The 23432-nt window shown below is 40.5% G+C and carries 26 protein-coding genes; 13 read left to right on the forward strand and 13 right to left on the reverse strand.

Annotation, left to right across the window (positions count from 1 at the left end):
• Positions 1 to 188 precede the first annotated feature (188 nt).
• A complete protein-coding gene (locus tag BP861_RS13490) occupies positions 189 to 674 on the reverse strand; it encodes a multiprotein bridging factor aMBF1 (protein WP_292376383.1) in 486 nt (161 codons plus the stop codon).
• A 57-nt stretch (positions 675 to 731) separates the two neighbouring features.
• Here BP861_RS13490 and BP861_RS13495 point away from each other — a divergent pair, with 57 nt between their 5' ends.
• The 11 genes from BP861_RS13495 to BP861_RS13545 all read left to right on the forward strand — a co-directional run bounded on the left by BP861_RS13495 (position 732) and on the right by BP861_RS13545 (position 10912).
• A complete protein-coding gene (locus tag BP861_RS13495; RefSeq protein WP_292376385.1) occupies positions 732 to 2027 on the forward strand; it encodes a proteasome-activating nucleotidase in 1296 nt (431 codons plus the stop codon).
• Positions 2028 to 2217: 190 nt separating this feature from the next.
• The gene (locus tag BP861_RS13500) at positions 2218 to 2802 is read left to right on the forward strand and encodes a DUF99 family protein (RefSeq protein WP_292376387.1); all 585 of its coding nucleotides are present in this window, start codon (positions 2218 to 2220) and stop codon (positions 2800 to 2802) included.
• Between the two features lie 349 nt (positions 2803 to 3151).
• The gene (ftsZ, locus tag BP861_RS13505) at positions 3152 to 4279 is read left to right on the forward strand and encodes a cell division protein FtsZ (RefSeq protein ID WP_292376389.1); all 1128 of its coding nucleotides are present in this window, start codon (positions 3152 to 3154) and stop codon (positions 4277 to 4279) included.
• Between the two features lie 416 nt (positions 4280 to 4695).
• A complete protein-coding gene (locus BP861_RS13510; RefSeq protein WP_292376391.1) occupies positions 4696 to 4911 on the forward strand; it encodes a protein translocase SEC61 complex subunit gamma in 216 nt (71 codons plus the stop codon).
• Complete coding sequence (locus BP861_RS13515; protein ID WP_292376393.1) at positions 4908 to 5366, forward strand: transcription elongation factor Spt5; 459 nt, start codon at positions 4908 to 4910, stop codon at positions 5364 to 5366. Before BP861_RS13510 ends, BP861_RS13515 begins: the two co-directional genes overlap by 4 nt.
• A gap of 120 nt (positions 5367 to 5486) precedes the next feature.
• Entirely contained in the window at positions 5487 to 5972 is a 486-nt protein-coding gene (locus tag BP861_RS13520; RefSeq protein ID WP_292376394.1) for a 50S ribosomal protein L11, read from the forward strand.
• A 243-nt stretch (positions 5973 to 6215) separates the two neighbouring features.
• On the forward strand, positions 6216 to 6857 hold the full coding sequence (locus BP861_RS13525; protein ID WP_292376396.1) for a 50S ribosomal protein L1: 642 nt from the start codon (positions 6216 to 6218) through the stop codon (positions 6855 to 6857).
• The gene (locus BP861_RS13530) at positions 6858 to 7892 is read left to right on the forward strand and encodes a 50S ribosomal protein L10 (RefSeq protein ID WP_292376398.1); all 1035 of its coding nucleotides are present in this window, start codon (positions 6858 to 6860) and stop codon (positions 7890 to 7892) included.
• A 36-nt stretch (positions 7893 to 7928) separates the two neighbouring features.
• Positions 7929 to 8243 (forward strand): 50S ribosomal protein P1, encoded by a 315-nt coding sequence (gene rpl12p, locus BP861_RS13535; protein ID WP_292376787.1) that lies wholly within the window; start codon positions 7929 to 7931, stop codon positions 8241 to 8243.
• Between the two features lie 707 nt (positions 8244 to 8950).
• A complete protein-coding gene (locus BP861_RS13540; protein WP_292376400.1) occupies positions 8951 to 9637 on the forward strand; it encodes a hypothetical protein in 687 nt (228 codons plus the stop codon).
• 282 nt (positions 9638 to 9919) lie between these two features.
• Positions 9920 to 10912: a radical SAM protein gene (locus BP861_RS13545; protein ID WP_292376402.1), complete on the forward strand. Its 993-nt coding sequence runs from the start codon at positions 9920 to 9922 to the stop codon at positions 10910 to 10912.
• A 194-nt stretch (positions 10913 to 11106) separates the two neighbouring features.
• On the opposite strand, the gene BP861_RS13550 is transcribed toward BP861_RS13545, so the two are convergent.
• Both BP861_RS13550 and BP861_RS13555 read right to left on the reverse strand, forming a co-directional pair.
• Complete coding sequence (locus BP861_RS13550) at positions 11107 to 12957, reverse strand: SUMF1/EgtB/PvdO family nonheme iron enzyme (RefSeq protein ID WP_349681027.1); 1851 nt, start codon at positions 12955 to 12957, stop codon at positions 11107 to 11109.
• A 327-nt stretch (positions 12958 to 13284) separates the two neighbouring features.
• Positions 13285 to 13548, reverse strand: coding sequence for a P-loop NTPase fold protein (locus BP861_RS13555; protein WP_292376406.1), 264 nt, complete (start codon positions 13546 to 13548; stop codon positions 13285 to 13287).
• Positions 13549 to 13933: 385 nt separating this feature from the next.
• Here BP861_RS13555 and BP861_RS13560 point away from each other — a divergent pair, with 385 nt between their 5' ends.
• Positions 13934 to 14122 carry a YHS domain-containing protein gene (locus tag BP861_RS13560; protein ID WP_292376408.1) on the forward strand — a complete coding sequence of 63 codons (189 nt, stop codon included), beginning with the start codon at positions 13934 to 13936 and terminating at the stop codon, positions 14120 to 14122.
• A 15-nt stretch (positions 14123 to 14137) separates the two neighbouring features.
• On the opposite strand, the gene BP861_RS16145 is transcribed toward BP861_RS13560, so the two are convergent.
• Complete coding sequence (locus BP861_RS16145) at positions 14138 to 14245, reverse strand: HEAT repeat domain-containing protein (RefSeq protein ID WP_394339077.1); 108 nt, start codon at positions 14243 to 14245, stop codon at positions 14138 to 14140.
• A gap of 114 nt (positions 14246 to 14359) precedes the next feature.
• Positions 14360 to 15148: an SAM hydrolase/SAM-dependent halogenase family protein gene (locus BP861_RS13565; RefSeq protein ID WP_292376410.1), complete on the reverse strand. Its 789-nt coding sequence runs from the start codon at positions 15146 to 15148 to the stop codon at positions 14360 to 14362.
• Between the two features lie 89 nt (positions 15149 to 15237).
• On the opposite strand from BP861_RS13565, the gene BP861_RS13570 reads away from it, so the two are divergent.
• Positions 15238 to 15783 (forward strand): DUF1616 domain-containing protein, encoded by a 546-nt coding sequence (locus BP861_RS13570; RefSeq protein WP_292376788.1) that lies wholly within the window; start codon positions 15238 to 15240, stop codon positions 15781 to 15783.
• 347 nt (positions 15784 to 16130) lie between these two features.
• On the opposite strand, the gene BP861_RS13575 is transcribed toward BP861_RS13570, so the two are convergent.
• From BP861_RS13575 to BP861_RS13610, 8 genes are all read right to left on the reverse strand, one after another.
• Positions 16131 to 16625, reverse strand: coding sequence for a methylated-DNA--[protein]-cysteine S-methyltransferase (locus BP861_RS13575; protein ID WP_292376789.1), 495 nt, complete (start codon positions 16623 to 16625; stop codon positions 16131 to 16133).
• A gap of 240 nt (positions 16626 to 16865) precedes the next feature.
• Entirely contained in the window at positions 16866 to 17504 is a 639-nt protein-coding gene (locus tag BP861_RS13580; protein ID WP_292376412.1) for a M3 family metallopeptidase, read from the reverse strand.
• Between the two features lie 303 nt (positions 17505 to 17807).
• Complete coding sequence (thiC, locus tag BP861_RS13585) at positions 17808 to 19094, reverse strand: phosphomethylpyrimidine synthase ThiC (protein ID WP_292376413.1); 1287 nt, start codon at positions 19092 to 19094, stop codon at positions 17808 to 17810.
• Positions 19095 to 19440: 346 nt separating this feature from the next.
• A complete protein-coding gene (locus BP861_RS13590; protein ID WP_292376415.1) occupies positions 19441 to 20310 on the reverse strand; it encodes a hypothetical protein in 870 nt (289 codons plus the stop codon).
• A gap of 103 nt (positions 20311 to 20413) precedes the next feature.
• Positions 20414 to 20707: a hypothetical protein gene (locus tag BP861_RS13595; RefSeq protein WP_292376417.1), complete on the reverse strand. Its 294-nt coding sequence runs from the start codon at positions 20705 to 20707 to the stop codon at positions 20414 to 20416.
• A 408-nt stretch (positions 20708 to 21115) separates the two neighbouring features.
• Positions 21116 to 21430, reverse strand: coding sequence for a hypothetical protein (locus BP861_RS13600; RefSeq protein ID WP_292376419.1), 315 nt, complete (start codon positions 21428 to 21430; stop codon positions 21116 to 21118).
• Positions 21431 to 21898: 468 nt separating this feature from the next.
• A complete protein-coding gene (gene aglJ / locus BP861_RS13605) occupies positions 21899 to 22816 on the reverse strand; it encodes an S-layer glycoprotein N-glycosyltransferase AglJ (protein ID WP_292376790.1) in 918 nt (305 codons plus the stop codon).
• A gap of 111 nt (positions 22817 to 22927) precedes the next feature.
• Positions 22928 to 23432 (reverse strand): TATA-box-binding protein (locus BP861_RS13610; protein WP_292376421.1); only part of this gene is annotated, 505 nt, incomplete at its 5' end.

Consider the following 23432-nt stretch of genomic DNA (forward strand, 5'->3'; position numbering starts at 1 on the left):
GTGAAGGAATTAAGAAGACACCTTCGAATTAAACCCTCTGTCGTTTCCAGAAGGAGAGAACTGCCAGAAACCAGATGTTACTGCCGGAACATAACCTGCAGTTAAAATTCACCTTTTCGTATTCTACTTTGAAATTTACTTCGCTATATCTGCTTTGAAATCTACTTTCTCGGCATCTACTTTGAAATTTACTTTCTTTTTATTTTCACTATATCTCCAAGGGTAGTATCTTTCTTAAGATGAGAAACTTCCTGTCCTGAGACCTCCACACGTTCAGTAAGTTTGATGTTAAGAGCATGTTCGAGTTTCTTTCGGACGGATTCCTCTGGTACGATTTCGCTGCGTTCAATCTTTTTGATCAAAGATACTTTTTCTTTAATACCTTCAGCTAGGTCTTCCTGTGACCAGCCTTTGGCTTCTCTGGCATCCCGGATAATCTGATCATAGTTATCCAGGAGTTCGTCTTTCAAAATATCGAAAAAATCCTTTTTTGGCCTATTTTCGGCTCGCGTTACCGTCCGAACCACCGGAGAGACTTTTCTTGATACGGGAGTCCGTTTATCAACGGGTTTACCGTAAGAGGCACATTTTTGGCAAACTTGGAGCTCGCTGTTATCAATTGTAATGCATATAGGCTTTCCGCGGATCTCTGCACCACATATTTCGCACTGCATATTGATCACTTCGAAAACGCTATATACGGTATGAACTTAAATATTATTCGGAGCTCCATGACGGAAAGTACCAGAAGTAAGGATGAAAGCATGCGCAGTCACCTTGGTAAGCCCGGACCTGTGTATGACGGAATCGAGCCTGGAGAGCTGGGGGAAGTAACTGAAAGCGTCCAGGACCGAATGAGGCAACTTGAAAGCCGAAACAGTTATCTGGAAGAGCAGTGCAGCCAGATTGAATCCGAAAAACGCTATCTGGAAAATCAGAAGATAAAATATGAACGGGAAATAAGAAAGCTGCAGTCTGAACTCGATCGGATGAAGACCTCTCCGCTCATCATTGGTACGGTCATTGACGTGATTAAGAATGATAGAATAATTGTCCGGAGCAGCAACGGACCTCAGTTTTTGGTTAACGTCTCACAATATATTGATGAGAAAAAACTGCTGCCAGGGGCAAAGGTTGCCCTTAACCAGCATACGCTTGCCATTGCCGAGGTTATTCCTTCAACAGAAGAGCCTTTTGTTGCTGCAATGGAAGTCCTCGAAAGCGTAGAAGTGGACTATGACCAGATAGGCGGTCTCGATGAGCAGATTCAGGAACTTCAGGAAGCAGTCGAGCTTCCTCTCATCGAGCCGGAAAGATTTGCCCGGATAGGTATTGAGCCTCCGAAGGGAGTGCTTCTTTATGGGCTTCCGGGAACAGGAAAAACTCTGCTTGCGAAAGCTGTGGCTCACAGAACTAATGCAACCTTTATTAGAGTTGTAGGTTCTGAGCTCGTGCAGAAATATATTGGGGACGGTTCCAAACTCGTAAGAGAAATCTTCGAGATGGCCCGGAAAAAAGCTCCGAGTATTATTTTCATTGATGAGTTGGACTCGATTGCTGCAAGGCGTTTGAATGAAACGACTGGAGCAGACCGTGAGGTTCAGAGGACGCTCATGCAGTTGCTGGCAGAGATGGATGGCTTTGATAAAAGAAGAAATATCAGGATTATTGCAGCAACAAACCGTCCTGATGTCCTTGATCCGGCAATTCTGAGACCAGGTCGTTTTGACAGGCTTGTCCATGTCCCAATGCCCGGGGTAGAAGCCAGAGGAAAGATTTTCAAAATCCACTGTGAGAGAATGACTCTTGCAGGAGACATCGACTTTAAAAGGCTTGCAAAAGCTACCGAAGGAATGAGTGGAGCAGACCTGAAGGCAATCGCCACTGAAGCAGGTATGTTTGCGGTGAGGAAAGACAAGGAACTGGTTGAGATGGAAGATTTCCTCGAGGCGGTCGAGAAGGTATCTATAGCTGCAGATACACAGAAGATGATGCCTGCCAGTCTTCCTGAAACTATGTTTGTGTAAAAAAATCACTGTTAAACCTAATGAAAAGCCCTTCAGGGGCTCATTTTTATCTTCGGCTTTTTTTACTTTGACTTGAGAGCTCAAGTTTTTTGCAGGAAAATTGAGGATTTTTTGGGAAAGGGGCTTTCATTGGAAAGCCTGTAAGGTAAACCCGACAAACTATTTTTGTAATCCAGACGTAAAAAGTACCGTGGATTCAGATTTTCATATCAAGCCAGAAATTCGAATTCTAGGTATAGATGATTCTGCGCTCCTCAGTGAAAAGGTGATGATAGTAGGGACTGTTTTTCGAGGAGGAGACTGGATTGACGGTGTCCTTCGTTCAGAGATTACAAAAGACGGGCTTGATGCTACTGATGTTATCTGCAAAATGATAAAGAAAAGTAAACATTACGGCCAAATAAGAGTAGTTATTCTCAACGGAATCACCTATGGAGGCTTTAACGTCGTCAATATACAGATGCTTTACAGGGAAACCGGAATCCCTGTAGTTGTAGTTATGCGGACCTATCCGGATTTTGAGAAAATCAAATCCGCCCTTAAATATTTTCCGGATGGAGAAGAGCGCTGGGCAATAATAAAGAGAGCAGGGAAAGTAGAAAAAATCTCAGGTGAAAAAAGTCCCATTTATGTCCAGAGAGTAGGCATAGGCCTGGAGACTGTAAAAAAGATTATCCGGCTCACATCGATCAGAAGCAATATTCCTGAACCTTTGAGGGTTGCGCATCTAATTGCGACAGGTATTACCCTGGGAGAGTCTAAAGGAAAAGCATAATTGTGCTCTAATAAAGAGAAAGGTAAAAATACAGAGACGGCTTCAGAAAAATAAAATAATAAAAAAATAAACATTTTAGTTAAAGAAAATAAAAAAGATAAAGAATAAGTATAGTAATAAAACCGGATCATAATTATCTATAGAAAACCTAAGGCTAAGTAGGAAAAATAGAAAAATTTGATAAAATTATTAAATAAATACAGTATAAGTTTAAAGACTGGAACAGGAAAACTATTAAATTGAAAACTGTATATGTGATGGTTAAAATACATGTGTTCCCTCTAAAAATACATTTATTCTTTACTACTAGTCATAAAAATTACCCCATAGAATGGAGGAAAACAGTAGCATGAGATCCATTGTGGAAGAAGCCCTTGCTCGATCTGCCCTGGAAGGACGCGCCGGGCAGAGAGAGTACTCAAATTTAGATTACTCTAACGTAATAGATTCAGATGTTGATTCTGAACTCGAAGAGATCCTCAGAAGCCTTAAAACAACTATCAAAGTGGTAGGTTGCGGAGGCGGTGGCTCAAACAGCATCCAGCGCATGATGGGTGAAGGAATACAGGGAGCGGACCTCGTTGCCTTGAATACCGATGCCCAGCACCTTCTTCATATCCGCTCCGGCAAAAAGATTCTTATCGGTAAAAAGAAAACCCGTGGACTTGGAGCCGGCAGTCTCCCCCAGATCGGAGAAGATGCTGCAGTCGAGAGTATCGACGAAATTAATAAAGTTGTCGAAGGCTCTGACATGGTCTTTATTACCGCAGGCCTCGGAGGAGGAACAGGCACGGGATCAGCACCTATAGTCGCTGAGGCCGCTAGAGATGCAGGAGCCCTTACAATTGCAGTCGTCACCCTACCCTTCAGTGTGGAAGGTCATGTACGCAGAACCAATGCAGAAGCCGGACTTGAACGCCTGAGAGATGTCGCAGACACAGTAATAGTAGTTCCCAACGATAAGTTGATAGAAGTAGTTCCGAGACTCCCACTCCAGGCCGCCTTTAAAGTCTCAGATGAAGTTCTTATGAGAGCCGTAAAGGGTATAACTGAACTGATAACAAAACCCGGCCTTGTAAACCTCGACTTTGCAGATATTCGAACTGTTATGCAGAACGGAGGCGTTGCAATGATAGGGCTTGGAGAGTCCGACGGAGAAAACAAAGCTGTCGAATCCGTACAAAAAGCACTGCGCAGCCCTCTTCTTGATGTGGATATATCAGGTGCGACCTCTGCCCTTGTTAATGTAGTTGGAGGCCCTGACATGACAATTTCTGAAGCTGAGTCTGTTGTTCAGGAAGTTTACAGCCGGATAGATGCAAACGCCCGCCTGATCTGGGGCGCACAGGTTGACCCTGACCTCGAACAGACCGTACGTACCATGATCGTGGTTACAGGAGTAACATCTGCCCAGATTTATGGTCATGGAAATGACAAAGATATTACCTATAAATATGGAATTGATTTTGTAGAGTGATCATACCAGAGACAAAAGGGATTAAAATCATCGATTGGAGAAAAGTACTGTTTTTCTCTCTTTAAAATAAAAAAAGGGATAGGAATAAAAACCAATCGAAAACTATTTTTATGGTAAATGCCGTATGGTGCCGATACAATTCGGCATCAAAAAAGAAATATTTCTACTGACGCGATTAAAGCTTTGGAGCAAATAGAAATTCAGCATCGAAATCTTTTTACGTTTTAAAAGTCGTGTCAGTGATATCTTCATATAATAGGAATTAATAATATAAACCGCCCGTTCCTTCCTTAATATAAATCCGGAAATTCTATGATTAAGAAATTTGAATTTCGGAAATGGAAAACCCATAGGAAGAACTCTAGGCAAAAATTAAAGAAAGATGAATAAAATAAAGAAAACCTGGATGTGAATTGATGGTAGAATCCACGTTTGAACCGAAAATAACTGCAGAAAGCGTTGGTCAGGTAATCCGGGCACACCTGAGAGTCCTGAAACTTACTAAAAAACCGTCCAGGGAAGAGTTCTTGACCATTGCCAAAGTTGCAGGTATTGGCATTCTGGCTGTGGGAGCAATAGGATTTATAGTATATGTACTGTTGACAATGTTGCCCCAGTGGGTGGCCCAATGAGTGAGGATTCCCAGATATTTGTAATCAAAACCACGGCAAACCAAGAAAGATCGGTTGCAACAGCCCTTGCCAGGGTTTCGAAAAAAGAGAAGCTGGATATAAGGGCAATTCTGGCTCCTGATGAGCTAAAAGGATATGTCCTAGTCGAAGCTCCTAAATCCGGAATCGTAGAACTGGCAATCCAGACTATTCCCCATGCGAGAGCTCTTGTGAAAGGGAGCTCTTCAATTGCTGAAATAGAGCATTTCCTTAAACCCAAACCAACAGTGACAGGGATCAAGGAAGGAGCAATAATTGAAGTCACTTCGGGACCCTTTAAAGGCGAGAAAGCCCGGGTTAAAAGGGTTGATGAAAGTCATGAGGAAATTACTGTAGAGCTGTTTGATGCTGTGGTTCCGATTCCCATCACGATTCGTGGCGATACTGTAAGGATACTGAAAAAAGAGAATGAGTGAAGTCACAGCGAGATGGAAAATACCGAAAATTCCAGCTTATTAATAAATACAATCACCAGTACTCAAAGTGGATCTAAACAGATCTGCAAACATTATACTTATTAAACCGGTGAGACTCAGATGACAAGTATTGTTGAAGCACTTGTCCCCGGAGGAAAAGCAAATCCGGGACCACCTTTAGGTCCTGCGCTTGGTCCGCTTGGGGTCAACATAAAAGAAGTAGTCGAAAAGATCAATGAAAAAACCAGGGACTATAACGGTATGCAGGTTCCTGTAAAAGTAATTGTTGACGACAAGAAAAATGTCGAGATCGAAGTAGGCACTCCACCTACCGCGTCCCTGATCATGAAAGAGTTGGGGATTCAAAAAGGGTCAGGAAATGCAGGAAGCGAAGTTGTTGGAAACCTCAACGTTTCGCAAGTTGCAAAGATTGCCCGCATGAAAAAGGAAGATGTACTTTCCTATGATCTCAAGGCAACAATGAAAGAAGTAATGGGCACCTGTGTCCCTATGGGCGTGACCGTAGAGGGGGTTAAGGCTAAAGACAGCCAGAAGGCACTCGATCAGGGCAAGTTTGATGATGTGCTTGCCGGTGAGGAGTGGTAAACCTTCTCATCCCTTTACTGATTAATCCGAGATTTTTCTTATCACCAATAGTTTTAAATTGGATAGGACTAATAGCTCAAGAACCTTGTATATATCATTGCAATAAATAAAAAAAGACAGTTATTAGTGGCTTATTATTAAGAATAACAGAATTCGGATTAATGGGAAAGCCCTAAGACCAACCGTAGTAAGCCGAAAAGGCTGCTTGGACATGTAAGTTCAAACACTACGGGGAGGAACAAGATGGCAGAAAAAAGTATACTGGAAGCTGTCAAGAAAGTACTTGAAGAATCACCAAAGCGCAATTTTTCGGAAAGCGTAGACTTGGCGATTAACTTAAAGAATCTTGACATGAACCAACCAAAGAACAGAGTCGATGAAGAAGTAATTCTTCCTCACGGGCTCGGAAAAGAACTGAAGATCGGTGTTTTTGCAAAAGGTGATGTGGGCCTGAGAGCAAAGGCTGCCGGTGCTGCGTATGTTATTTCTGATGTTGAGCTCGATGAACTGGCGGCTGACAAAAACCAGGCCAGGACTCTTGCAAACGAATATGACCTTTTTATCGCAGAAACCCAGTTTATGCCAATAATTGGTAAGAATCTGGGTATTGTTCTTGGACCAAGAGGGAAAATGCCTATTCCGCTTTTACCTAACAAAGACATAGGCGAACTTATCCAGAGCAAACAAAATGCGGTTAGGTTGAGGTCAAAAGACAAGCTCACTTTCCACGTGCCTGTAGGCCGAAGGAATATGAATCCCGATGACCTTGCCGAAAACATTGAGACTATAGTGTCCAGACTGGAGCGTGTTCTGGACAAGGGCAGGCACAACCTGAGAACAGTCTATGTCACGACAACTATGGGAAAATCCGAAAGGGTGGTGTAAATGTCAGCGGAGAAACATCACACGGAGCACGTCCCAGAGTGGAAAAAGGATGAGATAGAGAATATAAAAGAGCTCATCCGGTCCCATAAGGTCTTCGGAATGGTTGCGATTGAAGGCATTCTTGCAACCAAGATCCAGAAAATTCGCCGGGACCTTAAAGACGTTGCAGTGCTCAAGGTCTCAAGGAACACCCTTACTGAGCGGGCTTTAAACCAGCTTGGAGAAAGCATTCCCGAGATGAATAAATACCTTGACAAGCAGACTGCTCTGGTATTTACTAACGAAAGTCCCTTCAAGCTTTACAAAGTGCTAGAACAGACAAAAACCCCTTCTCCAATTAAAGGAGGCGCAATAGCTCCTGTGGATATAATTGTTCAGAAGGGACCTACAAGTTTCCCACCTGGTCCGATTCTCGGAGAACTCCAGAGTGCAGGAATTCCCGCTGCAATAGAAGCAGGGAAAGTTGCAGTAAGGGAAACGAAGGTTGTCTGTAAAGCAGGTGAGGTAGTCCCGCAAAAGCTCGCAACCATGCTTTCAAAGCTGGAGATATACCCTCTCATTGTAGGGCTGGACTTAAGAGCCGCCTATGACGATGGGACAATTTACGAGCCGGAACTCCTTGCAGTTGACGAAAGCAAGTACTTCTCTGACATTATCAGGGCAGCTCAGAACGCTTTCAACCTCTCAGTCAACACAGCATACCCGACAAGCGCAACAATTGGCACTCTGCTGGCAAAAGCCTTTGCAGAATCAAAGAACCTTGGTGTCAATGCTGTCGTGTTTGATTCCGGAGTCATGGATACCCTGCTGGCAAAAGCTCATGTCCAGATGACATCCGTTGCATCCAAAGCCGCAGACAAAGATGCAAATGCCGTGGATGACCAACTGAGGGAAGTTCTCGGAGCCGCAAGCGCAGCAGCCGCAGCAGCCAAGGCACCCGAGAAGAAAGAAGAAGTAAAGGAAGAAGAGGAAGAAGAGGAAGAAGACCACTCCGAAGAAGATGGAATGGCTGGTCTCGGTGCCCTTTTCGGATAAACAAATTTACGATAATTGAAACTTAGGTGATTAATGATGGAATATATATATGCAGCTCTCTTATTGCACAACGCTGGTAAAGCAATTACCGAAGAAGCAATCACTGCCGTTCTCCAGGCAGCAGGTATCGAAGTTAACGAAGCTAGAGTAAAGGCCCTTGTCGCAGCCCTTGAAGGCGTAGACATCGAAGAAGCAATTGCAAAGGCAGCATTCGCAGCTCCAGCAGCCGCAGCAGCCCCAGCAGCCGCAGCCCCAGCAGCAGAAGAAGCTCCTGCTGAAGAAGAGAAAGAAGAGGAAGAGGACCACTCTGAAGAAGACGGAATGGCCGGCCTCGGTGCTCTCTTCGGATAAACACAAATAAAACTTTGATACCTACAGCTCGCCCTACGGCGAGCATTCTTTTTTTCAATAGAAACTTTAGCAGTAGTTTAATAACGTAGAATTAGCTGATTTTAATATAGAATTCTTTATCTTTTCTAGTCAATTCTCTGTTATAATGTCCAATTTGTTTGGATTATAAAAACACAATCTGCTCAGGCTAAAAGCGATAATAGAGCCATTAGAGAATCGATACCAAAACTCATATTATTACAAATCATTAAAATTTTTTGAGTCATTTTCCTAATTAAAATAAGATTGATTTTCTAAAATCCAATATTCAAAGAAACTAATAAAGAGCTAATAAGGTATGCTTTTCAAAAGATTATAAGCTTAAATTTTGAAACTAACCTGTTATTTTTATTTATTGAATTGAACCCAGGCAGTAGAAAAAAATTTATATTCTGAAGTTAATACTGTCTCAAGTATATGTAAGATTTACGTATACTTTGGGAAACTTTTGAAATTAATAATTTTTTTAAAGAAGTATGGATAGGCCGGTGGGACCCATCATCATCCACGTACTTAGAAAAGAAGATATGGGACCATCAGGGAGGAAGTAACCTCCAGCTTACAGTACACGTGAAAGGCCTCCAAAATGTGCACAACTGGCGGCTGAGGGTTGTAGATAGTGCAGCAGGAGACGAAGGATCGATACCCGAATTCTATGACCTGATAGGGTGAACAATTTTCACCCGATTTTTATATTTTATGGCGATGATTTAATGAGGATAAAAATCGCACTGGCATTGATGTCTGCTATCTTTATGATGTACTGGGCTCTAATGTTAATAAGCTATATACGCTACTTATTGATAACAACATTAAATCTGTCTTTTATTGGTTTTATAAATTTAATGAGCATTATTTCATTTTTGGGTTCCGTTCTTTTTTTGGTGGAAACAAGAAAAGTACTACCCAGATGGTATCTGGCAGTCCCATTATGTATTTCTCTATTTATACTGGTTATCGTAAATCTTTGGATTATTTATAGTGGTAGAGAACTTCTTAGTGACCAGATCGGCATCGCAGAAACACTCGTGATGCTATTTATGGCGTTACTATCTCCGTTCTCGGCACTGGTCTTCTTATCTATGGATAGACATCCTGACTCGATGAATGCATATCTTGCAGTTTCATATGTAGAAAGTATGCTTTCGATGTTACTCCTTTTCTTTACGCTCAGTGGACTTTCACATTCACTTTCAAGAGGAGGGCCGACTTTTGATGCTGTTGTCGCTTTTCAGGCATTTTATTGGTGCTTTGTGATGCCGGTTATAGGAATATGTTTTTTAGTTAGAGCAATAACGTACAGGAATCCTGGAAATGTTTTAAGTCCGGTAACTGTTAAGCCCACTCAAAATTAGTTATGAATAGATTAGCAATTAACGCAGTTTCTATTTATTTACAAGGAATTTTTCACACGATTCTTGGCAAATAACTTTGACTTAGCTTACTTTGATATCATATCTGATCACTCTCTAGGTATTAAATGGTTTACAAATTATCCGCGAGCTTTGGCTCATAAGTCAGTAAGCTAAATGGAGTTGAAAAAATGTGTTACAAACTATCTCTCCAAAAAAAGGTTATAATAGAAAAGATAATGAATAATAAGCAGTCTTCTGCAAAAAAATAGATAAGAGATTTCTATGTCCCGATTTGACCCCATCCTGGCTTCGAGAGCGCTCTGGCAGATCCGAGTAAGAAAGCGTCCTTTTGTTCTCTCCCACGGTGTAAATGCCCGCTGCAATATGCGCTGCAAATTCTGTGAGTACTGGAAGAAAACCGGAGAAGAACCAACTAGAGAAGAGATTTTCAAATTATTAGATGATGCGAGAGAATTCGGAATCGGAGTTTATAATGCCTGGACCGTAGAGCCACTCCTTCGGAAAGATCTGCCCCAGATTATGGCACATGCCAAAAAAATCGGACTAATCACTTCTATGGTCACAAATGGAAAACTGCTCTACGAGAGGGCAGAAGAACTAAGAGATGTGGACTATCTTTCAGTTTCCGTGGACGGGGTAGAGAGTTATAAAGAAATCCGCAAGATGGACTTCGAAACCCTGCTGAAGGGTTTAAAAAGAGCTATAGAGGTTAGAAAACTCCAGAAAAAGAAGAACCCAATCCTGATGAACTGCGTACTTACAGGGAAAAACCTGGATGATATCGAGACCCTTATTTTGCTTGCAAAAAAACTACGTGTAAAGGTTTCCTTCGAGCCTGTCCACGAGTTTCCAGGAATCAGTGAGGAGATCTGGAACGAAATCGGAATCCGTGATATGGAAAAATTCCGCAATACCGTTGACCGAATAATCGAGCTTAAGAAGCAACGATACCCGATAATTAATTCAATAACGTACCTCAAAATGGTCAGGGATGAGGAAATGGACTACAGGTGCAGAGCCAGCGGGATTATTATGAATGTGACGCATGACGGCACCCTTGAAACCTGTCGTGTGCAGAATGAACCCCTTGGAAACGTTATCTGGGACGGCTTTCAGAGCGTCTGGGAAAACTCGGAAGAACATAGGAAGGAAATTGTCAAAAATTGTCAGGGATGTCTCTTTTTTGGATATACGGAAAACAGTTTAATGCAGAGCTTTAATCCCGAAGTTCTGATGCATTACGAGTGGATGTAAACCCCGAGTTTCGTCACCCGAGTCCCGTCTCGGGAGGACGGTGCCCTTTTCGCTCACTTCGTTCGCTCAAGAGGGCTGATTCAGGACCAAGAGAAACTATTTTTAGTTTAGAGTGCCTATCGCCTCAAGCCCGGCGGCTTCGCCGAAGAATTACCTACTCCTACAACAGTGTAAAGTGGTAAAGTAAAAAGTGGTTACAATTTCTTCAAAAGGCGGAAGCCAACAAAGTCGGAGTGGTAGCCGGCGCCGAGCCCGTCGCGGCTCGCCGACCGGCAGTAACGGGCACCGCCGTACCAGCCACCGCCCCGGAGCACATGATCAGAGCTATTCTCATCTTCCCAAGCACTACCGTCAATAGGAGCATCATTGTAACCTTCATGCCATTTGTCCTCAACCCATTCCCAGACATTCCCATGCATATCATACAAGCCCCAGGAGTTAGGGACTTTCTTGCCAACTGGATGAGTTTCAGAACCGGAATTATTACCATACCATGCATATTCATTAAGCTTTGACTCATCGTCAAAAGAATATCTCGTAGTTGTTCCGGCACGACACGCATACTCCCACTCAGCTTCGGAGGGAAGGCAGTACTTATCAGTGCCCTCCATTTTATTCAGTTTTTTGATGAACTCCTGAACATCGTCCCAGGAAACAGATTCTACAGGTAGGTCATCACCTTTGAAACTGGAAGGATTATTACCCATTACAGCAATCCACTCCTTCTGAGTAATAGGATATTTACCAAGATAGAAAGGATTTTTAATCGTTACTTTATGTTGAGGACATTCGGTATGATATATATCAACCTCATCGTCAGGAGAGCCCATCATAAATTCTCCCGCGGGGATCAAGGCAAATTCCATATTCATCATAACGTCATGCAAAGAAATAGAAGATGTAACTTCAGGCGAAATCTCCAATAATTTGCTGAAATTAAGGCCTGAAAGGGTATATTCGGCTTCCTCTTTAGATATAGTCCCTCCTTCCACACAGCCGTGCCTCAATAGCTTCATCAACTTTTCGTCTTTAGTCCATCTTTCCAAGTTTTTGTATTCTTCAATCGTCTCGTTTTCTCCTTCCGAATTTTTGAGTTCTTTTTTCGGCTTCAAAGCACATTTCTGTAACTGTTCAAGAAGCGTTATATTTGTACCCAGATCAGAAATCAGAGAAGGCCAATTTATGCTTATTGCCACAAATTTAGCAACTTTTTTACAATTCCACATATATTTGGGATCTGTACTCTCATCATAAGAAAAGAGACCAATTCTTTTTCCTATAGTTCTTTGAAAACGGAACAGATTAATGAACTGTTTTATTCGACGAGGATTATTATCCAGAGCAGAAGCAACCATTTCCAATATCAATTTTGATGTTTCAGAATCTTCCACACAGTCTTTACAGTTCTTGATTTCTTGCTTGTTTGATTCGGTTTCAACATTATTGGAGTTTTCAGATTCTGTGTCTTGTCCGTTAGTTTTATTCTGAGAGGATTTGAGGTCTATTTCGGGAGATTTATCAGGAGTAAATTTTTCAGATATACTTGATTTTCCCGCAGGTTCAGATGGATTCAAAGAAGTTTCAGTTTTATCGACTGATGTTAAAAATTTTACAAATTCAGAGCTTTTTGGACTGGGCACTTTAAACGGAAGCTGGATGAATTTTTCAATAAAATCATAACCGTATTCAAGGCCTTCAATCCCCAGGTAGTCGATAACTTTTTCATTTTTAGCAGCAAGGCCCGCAGAGATGACTTTTCTATCCATAGCTAAGGAAAAATAAACTTTGGAGTTATCAGAGATCATCAGGTTAATCGCCTGCATGAGTTCCGCTGCCTTTGGGACTTCACATCGGTCAAGGTCATCAATGAAAACATAGACTTTCGAATCTCCAACATAGGACTTGATTATTTCATTGAAGTCTGAATGAAAATTTTCTCTAAAAGAAAGGCGTTCCTTGTAATTTGTATTTGATTCAAGTTTTTTCAGGCTGAAGGGATCTCTAAATACATTTATAAACCACTTTTCGGTAGAAAAATACTTCATCAGGCCTACTAAAGGAGCTGAAATGAGAACAAAATTAGAGAAATTCTTGATTAATTCGTCATTAATAAAGTCTGGTAACGGCATCCCTAAGGAATGCAAAACATAAGTAATAAGCAAAGACAAAAATGAAAAAATAAGTATGAAAGAAAGAACGTTCCAGAAAAAATGAACAAAAATTAGAAAATTACTTTTCAGTAGAAGTTTATATCTCAGATAAAACAACTTAATCCTTGAAGACTGTAGACGTCTCCATGAAAGTTGTTTCGATAACTCATCAATGAAATTAAGTGCAAAAGAGGCCCATAATTCATCTTCTTTTTCATATTTTCAGGAATTGAACCATATAGTAAAATATTTTGTTTCTTCTTTTCCTTCATTTTTATTATCTATTTCCTCTTTCAATTGCTTCATGAAAGAAGACTTGCCACATCCCCATTGCCCCTCAATAGAAAGAGTAATAGGGGGCTTTGTGCCCTCGGCGGTAAGAAATTCTGCGATAGCTTCGACGTAAGGACGGAATCCAAGTACATCTTCCTTCGTAGAAACATCATTTAAGCATTCGAACGAATATTCTGACTTATCGCCTGGCAAAAGAATTTAGCTCCATACTTAGTTTAATTTCATAACATGAAGTAAATTTAATGGAATGTGGATTTTCCTTGTGGAAGATGAAATTTCAAATACGACATTATGAAGAATAACAGGGTTTTTTAATTGTTTATTGAAAAGAAATATAAATATTTGTTGAAATTTCCAAAAAATATATTGGAAAAGTATGAGACGCCTGTGGAAGCGGGAAGAGTGTAAGGAACGCTACCAAAATTAATTATATAAAATTGCTAATATTATAGTAATAATCAGTAATTTGGGTTTATTCTCAGTAACTTGTGAAATGTATTGTGGAAGGGTGAAAAGCTACCGGTATTTCGGCTTTGAAAGAATAAAATGATATAATCGGACCAATGGAGGAAAAATCATGAAAATGAAAGGGAGTGGAACACGGTTAGATCCTATATGTAATATGGATGTTACAGAAAGAGATGTTACATACAAAAGTGACTACAGGGGAAGAACTTATTATTTTTGTTCGTATGAATGCATGAAGAGATTCCAAGATGACCCGGAAAAGTACGTCAGCTTTCATAGCAAGGAAGCTAAGGTATAAAGGCTTCTCTTTTACCTAGTTCTGTTTATTCAGCATCCTTAAAGCTTCAACCGTAGCCCACCTGACTTCAGGATCAGGATCGTTTATGTTTTTGACAAGGGAGAGTTGTTGCTTTTTGATCACCTATTTTTGAGACAGTCTTTTCAGCATATCGTTTGACCTGGGGTTACTATTACCCACTGCCTGAAGTGAAAAGATGAAGACTTCTACATCTTCCAGAAGTGATCTCCAGGCTTTTTACATTATCTTTATTGCAACCTCATCCCCATTTTTAAGCCCGAACTGACGTGAAGCATTTCCTTTATTTACTGCAATTTCCAGGAATCCATGACTGCCTATAAGGGCAAGGGACTCCTCTGGCCTGACAAAACCGTAGGTCTGAACAAAAGAAATCCTTCTGCCATTTACTTCTATCTGCGAGCCAAAAGTAGAGAATTTTAAAACCACTTCTTCCGGGATATTAGTGATTATGTTTCCGAAGTTGTCTGCAAAAATAACCTCACCTACAAGGAAGGGACCATCAATTCCGAAATTTTCGAAATCAAGGTTAACAAAATCCGAGATTTCCGGACCTACAGCCTCGATAGGCGTGCCTTTTGAAAGGTGAGCTCCTGCAGGCGCAAAAATATCCCTGCCGTGGAAAGTTGCGGAAATTCCTGATTTGAGCATGAGTTCAGAATTTGTGATTTCGTAGACTTCCATTTCGCCAAAGCAGCGAGCTGCAGGGATCAGAAGCCCGTTGTCAGGGCCGATAAAAAACTGTTCTTCTCCTGCACGGCCTGCTTTTATGGCAAGAGCACGGCGAGAAGTCCCGACTCCGGGATCGATAACGCCAATATGCACGGTTCCCTGCGGGAAATACCGAACAAGAGAATAGAGCGCAAAAGCCCCTTCCCGGATTCCGGCCTGCCGGATGGAATGGGTTATATCGATAATCTGTACCATCGGGTTTATTCCCAGAATAACGGCTTTCATGGCTGCGGGATAAAGGTCTCCAAAATCGGTAGTCAAGGAAATTAAGGGCATAACTATCACTAGGCTTTTTTCTATTTTATAATATACAAGGTTGGGAAATTATATTAAGATGTGAGAGAGTACATGTTAACATTGAAAATATAGAGAAAAATAGAAGAAGTATGAAGAAAATGAAATATAATAAAATATTATTCATACTAATTATCTTAAGCCTAGCTCTTCTTGCATTAGGGTGCGAGGAAAAAATGAACGCTGAACCGATAGTAAAGTCTCTACAGGAACCTTCTACCGAATTTTATATTTTGGGACCTGAAGGAACGGCTGAGAACTATCCTACTGAATATATACTCGGGGAGAATGGAACCCTAATTGTGGGAATTGTAAACCATGAGCAGAAGCCCGTAAACTATACGATGGAAGTCACGCTCGAAGAAACGCCTCTGCCTTTGCCGGCTGATTGGAAAAAAGTATACCTCGAAAACAACGAGACACTGGAGAAAACTGTTACTATAACTCCTCCCTTTAAGGGAACGGACATGAGGCTTGCATTTTTGCTCTATAATGAAGACGAAAAGAACACATTTGAAGATAATATCAGCGTACCTTACAGGAACCTGAATCTATGGATAAATGTAACAACGCAGAATCTCTCGAAGAATACTTCAACTCCGTTAACGGCGACATAAGCAACTGAGCTGAGATTCAGCATCGAACTCTGCCTTCTCAAGAAAGCTGAAATTTAAAACTTCGAAATCCATAAAAAAGAAAGGTTAGCTTCTTGTTTCAGCGAAATCGGAGGACACATAGCCCTGTTCCACATTTTACGCAGGCAAAGAGATTGATTTCGGGAAAAGACATGATATTTCCTGAAACAGCCCTGAACAGCCTGAAAAAACCTGAAAGACCTTTTATCATGCGCTATTTTATGAGAATAATATGGTTTGAGAATAATAGATAGGTTACAGAAAAATGACAATAAGCGATGAAAATAACATCATTGAGATCTCAGGATATGGTCAATTTAAGTCACTTTTTAGGTCACTTGCCACTTATTTTCTTCAATTTTTTCTTCAAGTTTTAATAAAAATTCCTTTATATCCAGTCCACTGGCATAACCCGTAAGCTTTCCATCTGTGCCTATGACCCTGTGGCAGGGAATAATTATCGCGATTGGATTTCGGTTATTTGCAAGCCCTACAGCTCTATAAGCCCTGGGCTTTCCGATAGATACAGCTATTTCTGTATAAGTTCTGGTCTCCCCATAAGGGATTTCGCATAAAGCCTTCCAGACAGACTTTTGAAAATCCGTTCCCTCGGGAGCCAGCTTAAGATCAAAGGATTCGAGTTCCCCAGAAAAATAAGCTTCAAGCTGCCTGGCAGCCTCCCTGAAGAACTCTTTATTTTCTATCCAGTCTTCAGGGATTTTCACTTTCTTCTCGCCTTTCAGGAAAATAAGATGTTTTAGTCCTTCTTTATTCCCTGCCAGAAGAATGGGCCCAATTGGGGATTCTATTATATCGTAGTACATCTTATCCATCTCCAGTAGCGTTGCATGTAGTTTTATCTTTTCTGGTAGAAATGCTTATTCAATTCCGGCAAAAGGAAGCCTGCTGAGCAGGATAGAATTGTAATAACTGGAAAACAGCTGGAGATAAATGTTCTCCCGAAAAAAGAAAAGAAATTGAAGGTTAAGGGCACTTAAGTGCCCGTGAACACCATCAAGCGTTTTATCTGAACATTAAAAGTGTTTTACCTAAAGTATTCAAGTTCATTTGTTTTTAGATTCACCTATCCAGAAAAATCCAGAAGTATTTAGATTTTTTGCAGCAGAATAAGAATCATTTGCACTCATCTCTGCTTCCAGTTCATTGAGTTCCTGAATCCTCAACTCAACAACGTCCATTGCATCTTCAAAAAGCTGCCTGTTAATTTCAATTCCGAAATATTTCTTGAGTTTTTCTTCAGGCGGAATCGTTGTACATGCAGAGAGGTACGCAATGTAGTTTTTGTTGAAAGTTTCGGGATCTTCCCTGTACTGTTTGAAAAGGGAGAGAGTTATTGCCTTTGAGACCGCGTAGTTGAAGGTATAGTAATTATTTGTTAAGTAAATATGGTTAACATAAGCCCATTCCACAGAATCCTCATCGTAGAATTCAATTGAGTCGCCCCCATACTCTTTAGAGAGGTTTGTCCAGATTAAATTGAGGTCTGCTCCGCTGGCTGTTCCGTTTTCAGCGCAGAATTGATGTGCTTTATATTCAAATTCCGTAATCATAGGCTGGCGAGTAGAGTAGTTCTGGTATTCTCCTATATGCTGGGAGAGAACATTAATTGTGGTTTCTTTATCGGAATTTTGAACCACGTAATCAACAAAAAGTTCTTCGTTGAAAGTGGAAGGGATCTCCATTTCATAAATCGGGCCTGAACAGTTAACGAATAAAAATAATTTTTGACATTTTTAAGGCAATAATGTAAAAAGATATCGATTTAATCTGCCAGAGTTACAAAAACTTACATTAGAGAATAACAGTTAAAATATATAAATAATACGAAAAATATGTTACTGAAAAAGAAAGTAAAAAGAAATGGAGAAAAAAAATCAAATGAAGAAAGAAAAAGCCACACGAGTGAGAAAAAGCACGAAAAGTGGTTTAAAAAGAATTAGATAAGTAAAGCCTGAGGGCCTTACTCTGTGATTTACTATACCTGCTTATTTTGCGAGGTTGTAATTCTGGTTGACGATCTTCAGAGCGCAGAAGTTACCGCACATTGTGCAGGCGTCAGAATCTTCGGGAGATCTGCTGTTCCTGACTTCTCTTGCATGTTCAGGGTCGATTGCAAGGGAGTACATCTTTTCCCAGTCAAGTTCTCTTCTGGCTCTACCCATAGCAAGATCCTGTTCTCTTGCCCTGTCTGGGTATTTTATCATGTCTCCTACGTGAGCTGCAATCTTTGAGGTTTTGACTCCTGTGATGACATCTTCAAGGTTTGGAAGAGCGAGGTGTTCTGCAGGAGTTACATAGCAGAGGAAGTCACAGCCGTATGAGGCAGAAACCGATGCTCCGATTGCAGTTACGATATGGTCGTAACCTGGTGCGATGTCAGTTACAAGTGGACCGAGCATGTAGAAGGGCTTGTGACCGCTCATTTCTTTCATGAGCTTTACGTTGGTTGAAATCTGGTCTAATGGGACGTGACCAGGACCTTCGACAATTACCTGTAAACCCTGCTTATGGGCTTTCTCAGCCAGTTCGGAGTTAATAATTAATTCCTGGATCTGGGCACGGTCAGTTGCATCGTGGATTGCACCTGCACGCATTCCGTTTCCGGTGGAGAGGACTACTTCATGTTCCTTGAGGATTTCAATGAGGTAATCAAAGTGCTCATAAAGAGGATTTTCCTTTTCGTTGTGAAGCATCCAAGAAGTCATGAATGCGCCACCACGGGAGCAGAGACCGCCGTACCTGCCGTGGGCTTTAAGCCGGTCCATAGTGATATTATTGATTCCGGTGTGGATTGCCATGAAGTTGGTTCCAAGTTTTGCCTGGTCTTCAGTTGCCTTGAAGAGCTCCTCTTCGGTCATGTCTACAATTGAACCGTATTTTCTTGCAGCTTCAATGAAAGCTTGGTAAAGAGGCACTGAACCAACTGAAAGAGAAATGCTGTCAATAACTTTTTTCCTGATTGCAAGGAAGTCTCCACCGGTTCCGAGCTCCATAAGGGTGTCTGCACCTGCGGCTTCAGCAGCCTGTGCTTTTTTAACTTCCATGTCTGCATCAACAATGTCTGAAGATACACCGATGGATGCATTGACCTTAGTCCTGAGCCCTTCTCCTATACCGCAGATCTTTACCTGTCTGTATGGAGAGGTTGGAATAACAATTCTTCCGGCTGCTACACCACGACGGATGAATTCAGGGTCAAGTCCTTCATCCTTTGCAACGATCTTCATTTCTTCAGTAATAATCCCTTTCTGTGCATCTTCCACTATTGTCATATTACTAACCTCAAACTTTATGTTACCTGTAAATATGTCTGTAAGATCAATCTGGAACTAAGGCAAGTGTGAGTTAGATCATAAAAGGCGCGTAATTATATATAACACTTTTTAAAAAATTAACTTTAACCTTACTCAAGTTTACTTTACTTCAACGCCCATAGATATCGAAAAAATATGAAACATATGATTAAAATAAATACATTATAAATTGATGCCAAACTCCTTTTGAGTAAAAGACAAGTAAAATTGTTTTAAATTGAAAATTGAAGAAGGCAAGATTCATAGTAAAATTTGATACTTGCATCATTCCAAAAAATCATTTATTTACTCCTAGTTGTGGAGTTCAAATGGTCTGGAAAGTTTGCTTGAGCTCCACAAAAACATTTAAGTCAATATTATAAATTTTATTAATGAAGTATAAGGAACACCCAGTTTTGTTACTGTCAAGAAGTTTCATTAACATAATTAGGAATTTTATAGTTAATATTCTATACTTATTTAGGTATTGCCATAAAATAAATTCCTGTCCCAGAGTAACCTTGACTTTTAAAAAGCCTGTGCCACTAGTAGTTTCTTTTATTTCGTTCAGATACTGGCCCCTGTATTCTTTGGGCCACTCCCCTGGATCATTATTTGCTTCCAAACGGATATGGAAATATATCGGTGCTCCTTGTCTACATTCACTTGCATAGACATAACTGTCATAAGTCGGATTTGAGGCATACCTGGTGTATTCTCCATAAGAGATTACAGAAATATTCGAAATATTTTCAACCGGGAATAATATTGGACTTCCGTTACTTATAGGATCAAAAATATCAAAATAGTCTGCAACAAAATTTGCACTAAAAGAAATATCCTGGAGCACGGATTCGTTTGTCCTGAACCCAAGCATATATCCTTTCTCAGTTTCTGCAATGAAGGTTGTCCAACCTCCTGGTGTTGTTTTGTTGTCAAAGATTTCAGTTGCATTTTCAAAATAGGGACCTTTGCGGTATTGTTCAGGCCAATTGTTGATTTCGTGCATTAGTTCCTGGGTAAAACAAGGGTCTTTTTGAGCAGGGGGAGTAAAAAATTTGCCTTCTTTCGTTGCAGGAATTGGAACCATTATTACAGTAGGCCCCAATACGTCTCTTCCAGAAAGGCCCTCTACCCTGACACCATATACACAATGATAGTGTTGACCTCTATCCCTCCAATCTATTAAATCCATATAACCTGAGTGGAGAAAAATGCTTACGGGAATGCCTCCGACAACAAGAATTAAAAATAGAGCAATAAAATAGCGATCTTTTTTCGTCATGTTTATTGCTCTCTCAAAAGAACAAAATCGGCAAGGCTTTTTCATACCCACTCGAATGTTGTGATACAATCTTTGCTTTTTGACTATTTTCTTTTAGTGGATACTTATTCAACCATTCTACAAATGCGTCGGAACGAAAAATCAAACCATACTTCTTGCCGTCTTTATAAGACCAGTATGAATGGTTGACAGACTTGTTGGAAAGCCATTTGTGAAATTGATCTTGATAATATCCAGCATTTTCTATTATTGTTTGCGGAACATCTATAATATCCGCGTCAATATCAAAGTGTATGACTAGTAGCATTTTATTTACCTCTCAGAATTACGGTACAATTTTCGACAATTGCAAACAGATACTGTAATGACATTGAATTATTCCAAAGTACTTCACATTCGTTGGCATACATGAAAATCTCCTATTCCAAAGCCGCTGTTTGATCATGTTTCATATCATTAGACCTCAAAATAGAGTCTGCCAAATGACGACTTTTTATATGCCATTCAAAACAGCCGCGTCCCGCCATAGTTCCTGTAAATCCATCCCTTTGCAAATCTTCGCAAATCTTCGCAAGCTTTTTGAGCCTTAATGACACTGATATGTAATGATTTGGTCAACTCTCGCATGGATGAAAGCGGATCACCTGTTTGAAGTTCACCGCCGTTGCCGTAATTACTTGCAGTTTGAGATTGTCTTTTTCATTTTATTTTTTCTTCATTGGAAACATAGCAATTGCCAATATAACCAAAGAAAATTTTTTGCTGACTTTTCATCTGCCTTGAGTAAGTACCAATAAGGAAATTTAAGTATTATATTCAGTGTTATAATCGGTTCTGGCTCTGGGACACTATAGTCTATTTCATCAACCGCTGTATCATTTGTCTTTTCAGTTAATTTTTCGGCACTCGCTGCTGGCACAAACGCTATGCTTACCAGCAGCATTGCCAAAATCAATACTCTTAGTCCAAGTTTCTTCTTTATTATCATATCTTTACCTAGTTTCTTTACTCCAGAAGCAGGATCAAGCAAGCCTTAAGTACTTACAAGTCTATGATTTTCTTGCGTCCGGGCATATGGAGTTCAGATCGGCTTTGAAAGGTTATGTTTTGACCAAACTCTCTAACAATCTTAGAGAGAAGGAAATTTACAGACCTGAAATAGGAAAACAAAAATCGATTAGAATTTTAGACAGAACTTACTTATAGGATAATCACTGCCGGCTGTTTCTTACCTAAGCTTTAGATTTCGAGTTAACCTATTGAAAGTGTAAGCTGTACGCTTTCTAAAAGAGGAAAACAGGAAGCAAATTTATAAATCACACAATATATAGATTAAACAATAATTTTGAAACTAGCATAATACATATCATATTTTCAGAAAGTAATAGAGAAATCATTAGTACAATTGATACTATAGGCTATTATAATAGTTTCTAAATTCTAAAGAAGTAACTAACTAAGAATTTAAAAAAATATAGGTTGAAAGAATAAAATTCTCTTATTTTTTCTGTTTATTCATTTCCATAATTAACTGGACTGTTTGCCTATGGAGAGTTAATACGAAATCACTCAAAGTCCCGAAGATAAACATCTGAAGGCCGAATATGATCAGCAGAGTTGTAAGAATGGTAAGCGGGATATGATCGATTCCCCGGAACCACTCGACTACAACAAAGGTTCCTGTGAACAAACCTGCCATGATTAAGACGAACCCTATAATTCCAAAGTAAAACATTGGATTATGTAATTTTGCAAGATTGTAGATTGTAGACCCAATCCTAAATCCATCTTTTACCGGATTTAGTTTGGTTGCACCTTTTTTACTTCTCGGCAGGTAAGTAATAGGGACTTCTTCGACCCTCTGCTTTTTAAGAATACATTCCACAGAGATTTCGGTCTCGATTTCGAAACCTGTCTTATTAAGTTCGAGTTCCTTTACACTCTCGAGCGTGAATGCACGGTAACCTGAGAGAATATCTTTTAATTTCACGCCATATGCAACGTCAAAAAACATATTTATCAGACGGTTGCCCACAAGATTGAGCTTCGTAAAAGCTCCAGGGGAGTAATTCTCCAGCCGGTTGCCTATAACGTGGTCTACTCGGCCTTCCAGCACAGGCTTGAGAAGGGAACGTGCCTCTCGGGCAAGATATGTGCCATCGCCATCTACCATTACTACATATGGGCTTTCTATAAGTCTGAAAGCCTGAATCATTGCCTGCCCTTTACCTTTTCCGGTCTGCATGACAACTTTTGTGCCTTCAGCTGCTGCAATTTGCCCTGTACCATCCTTACTATTCCCATCAATTACCAGAATGTTGGAAAAGCCTTCTTGCCTGAAGTCCTTGATAAGCTGCCCTATTGTTGCAGCTTCGTTCAGGGTGGGAATAAGAATACAAACATCTGCACTGTTCACGCTTCCACATATCCTTGCCGGGACCTCTACTCGCGTCACAGAATCCATTTTATTGTAAAATCATATAAATCATTTATTTCCAGAAAAGGGTATAAAATATATTGAGGGTTATTATAAAAGCCCCATGTTGTCAAGCTGCTGACGGACGACTTCGACACCCCTTTCACAATCTTCAGGGGTCTTGCCGCCTGTAACTACCAGTTTTCCGGAGCTGAAAATAAGCACAACTACTTTGGGTTCATCAATTCTGTATACAAGGCCAGGGAATTGCTCAGGCTCATATTCAATGTTTTCGAGTCCAAGCCCTATTGCAATTGCATTAAGGTTCAAAATAGTATGCAGATCTGCGGAAGCAACAATGTTCTGGACAGTAATCTGGGGGTTCTCAATGGTCTTAATCCCGATACTGTTCAGCTTTTTAGCCATATTACCTATGACTGTATGTACATCGTTAACATTTTTGGCCCCAGTACAGACAACCTTACCGGAAGTAAAGACCAGGAATGCAGCTTTAGGATCTGAAACCCTGTAAACGAGTCCGGGGAACTTCTGCTTGTTATACTCGGCTCCTTCGAACTTGGATTCGATATCATTTAAGTCGAATTCTTCAGCGAGT

Origin of the sequence: Methanosarcina sp. UBA411, from assembly GCF_002495725.1 — an archaeon.
Classification (GTDB): domain Archaea; phylum Halobacteriota; class Methanosarcinia; order Methanosarcinales; family Methanosarcinaceae; genus Methanosarcina.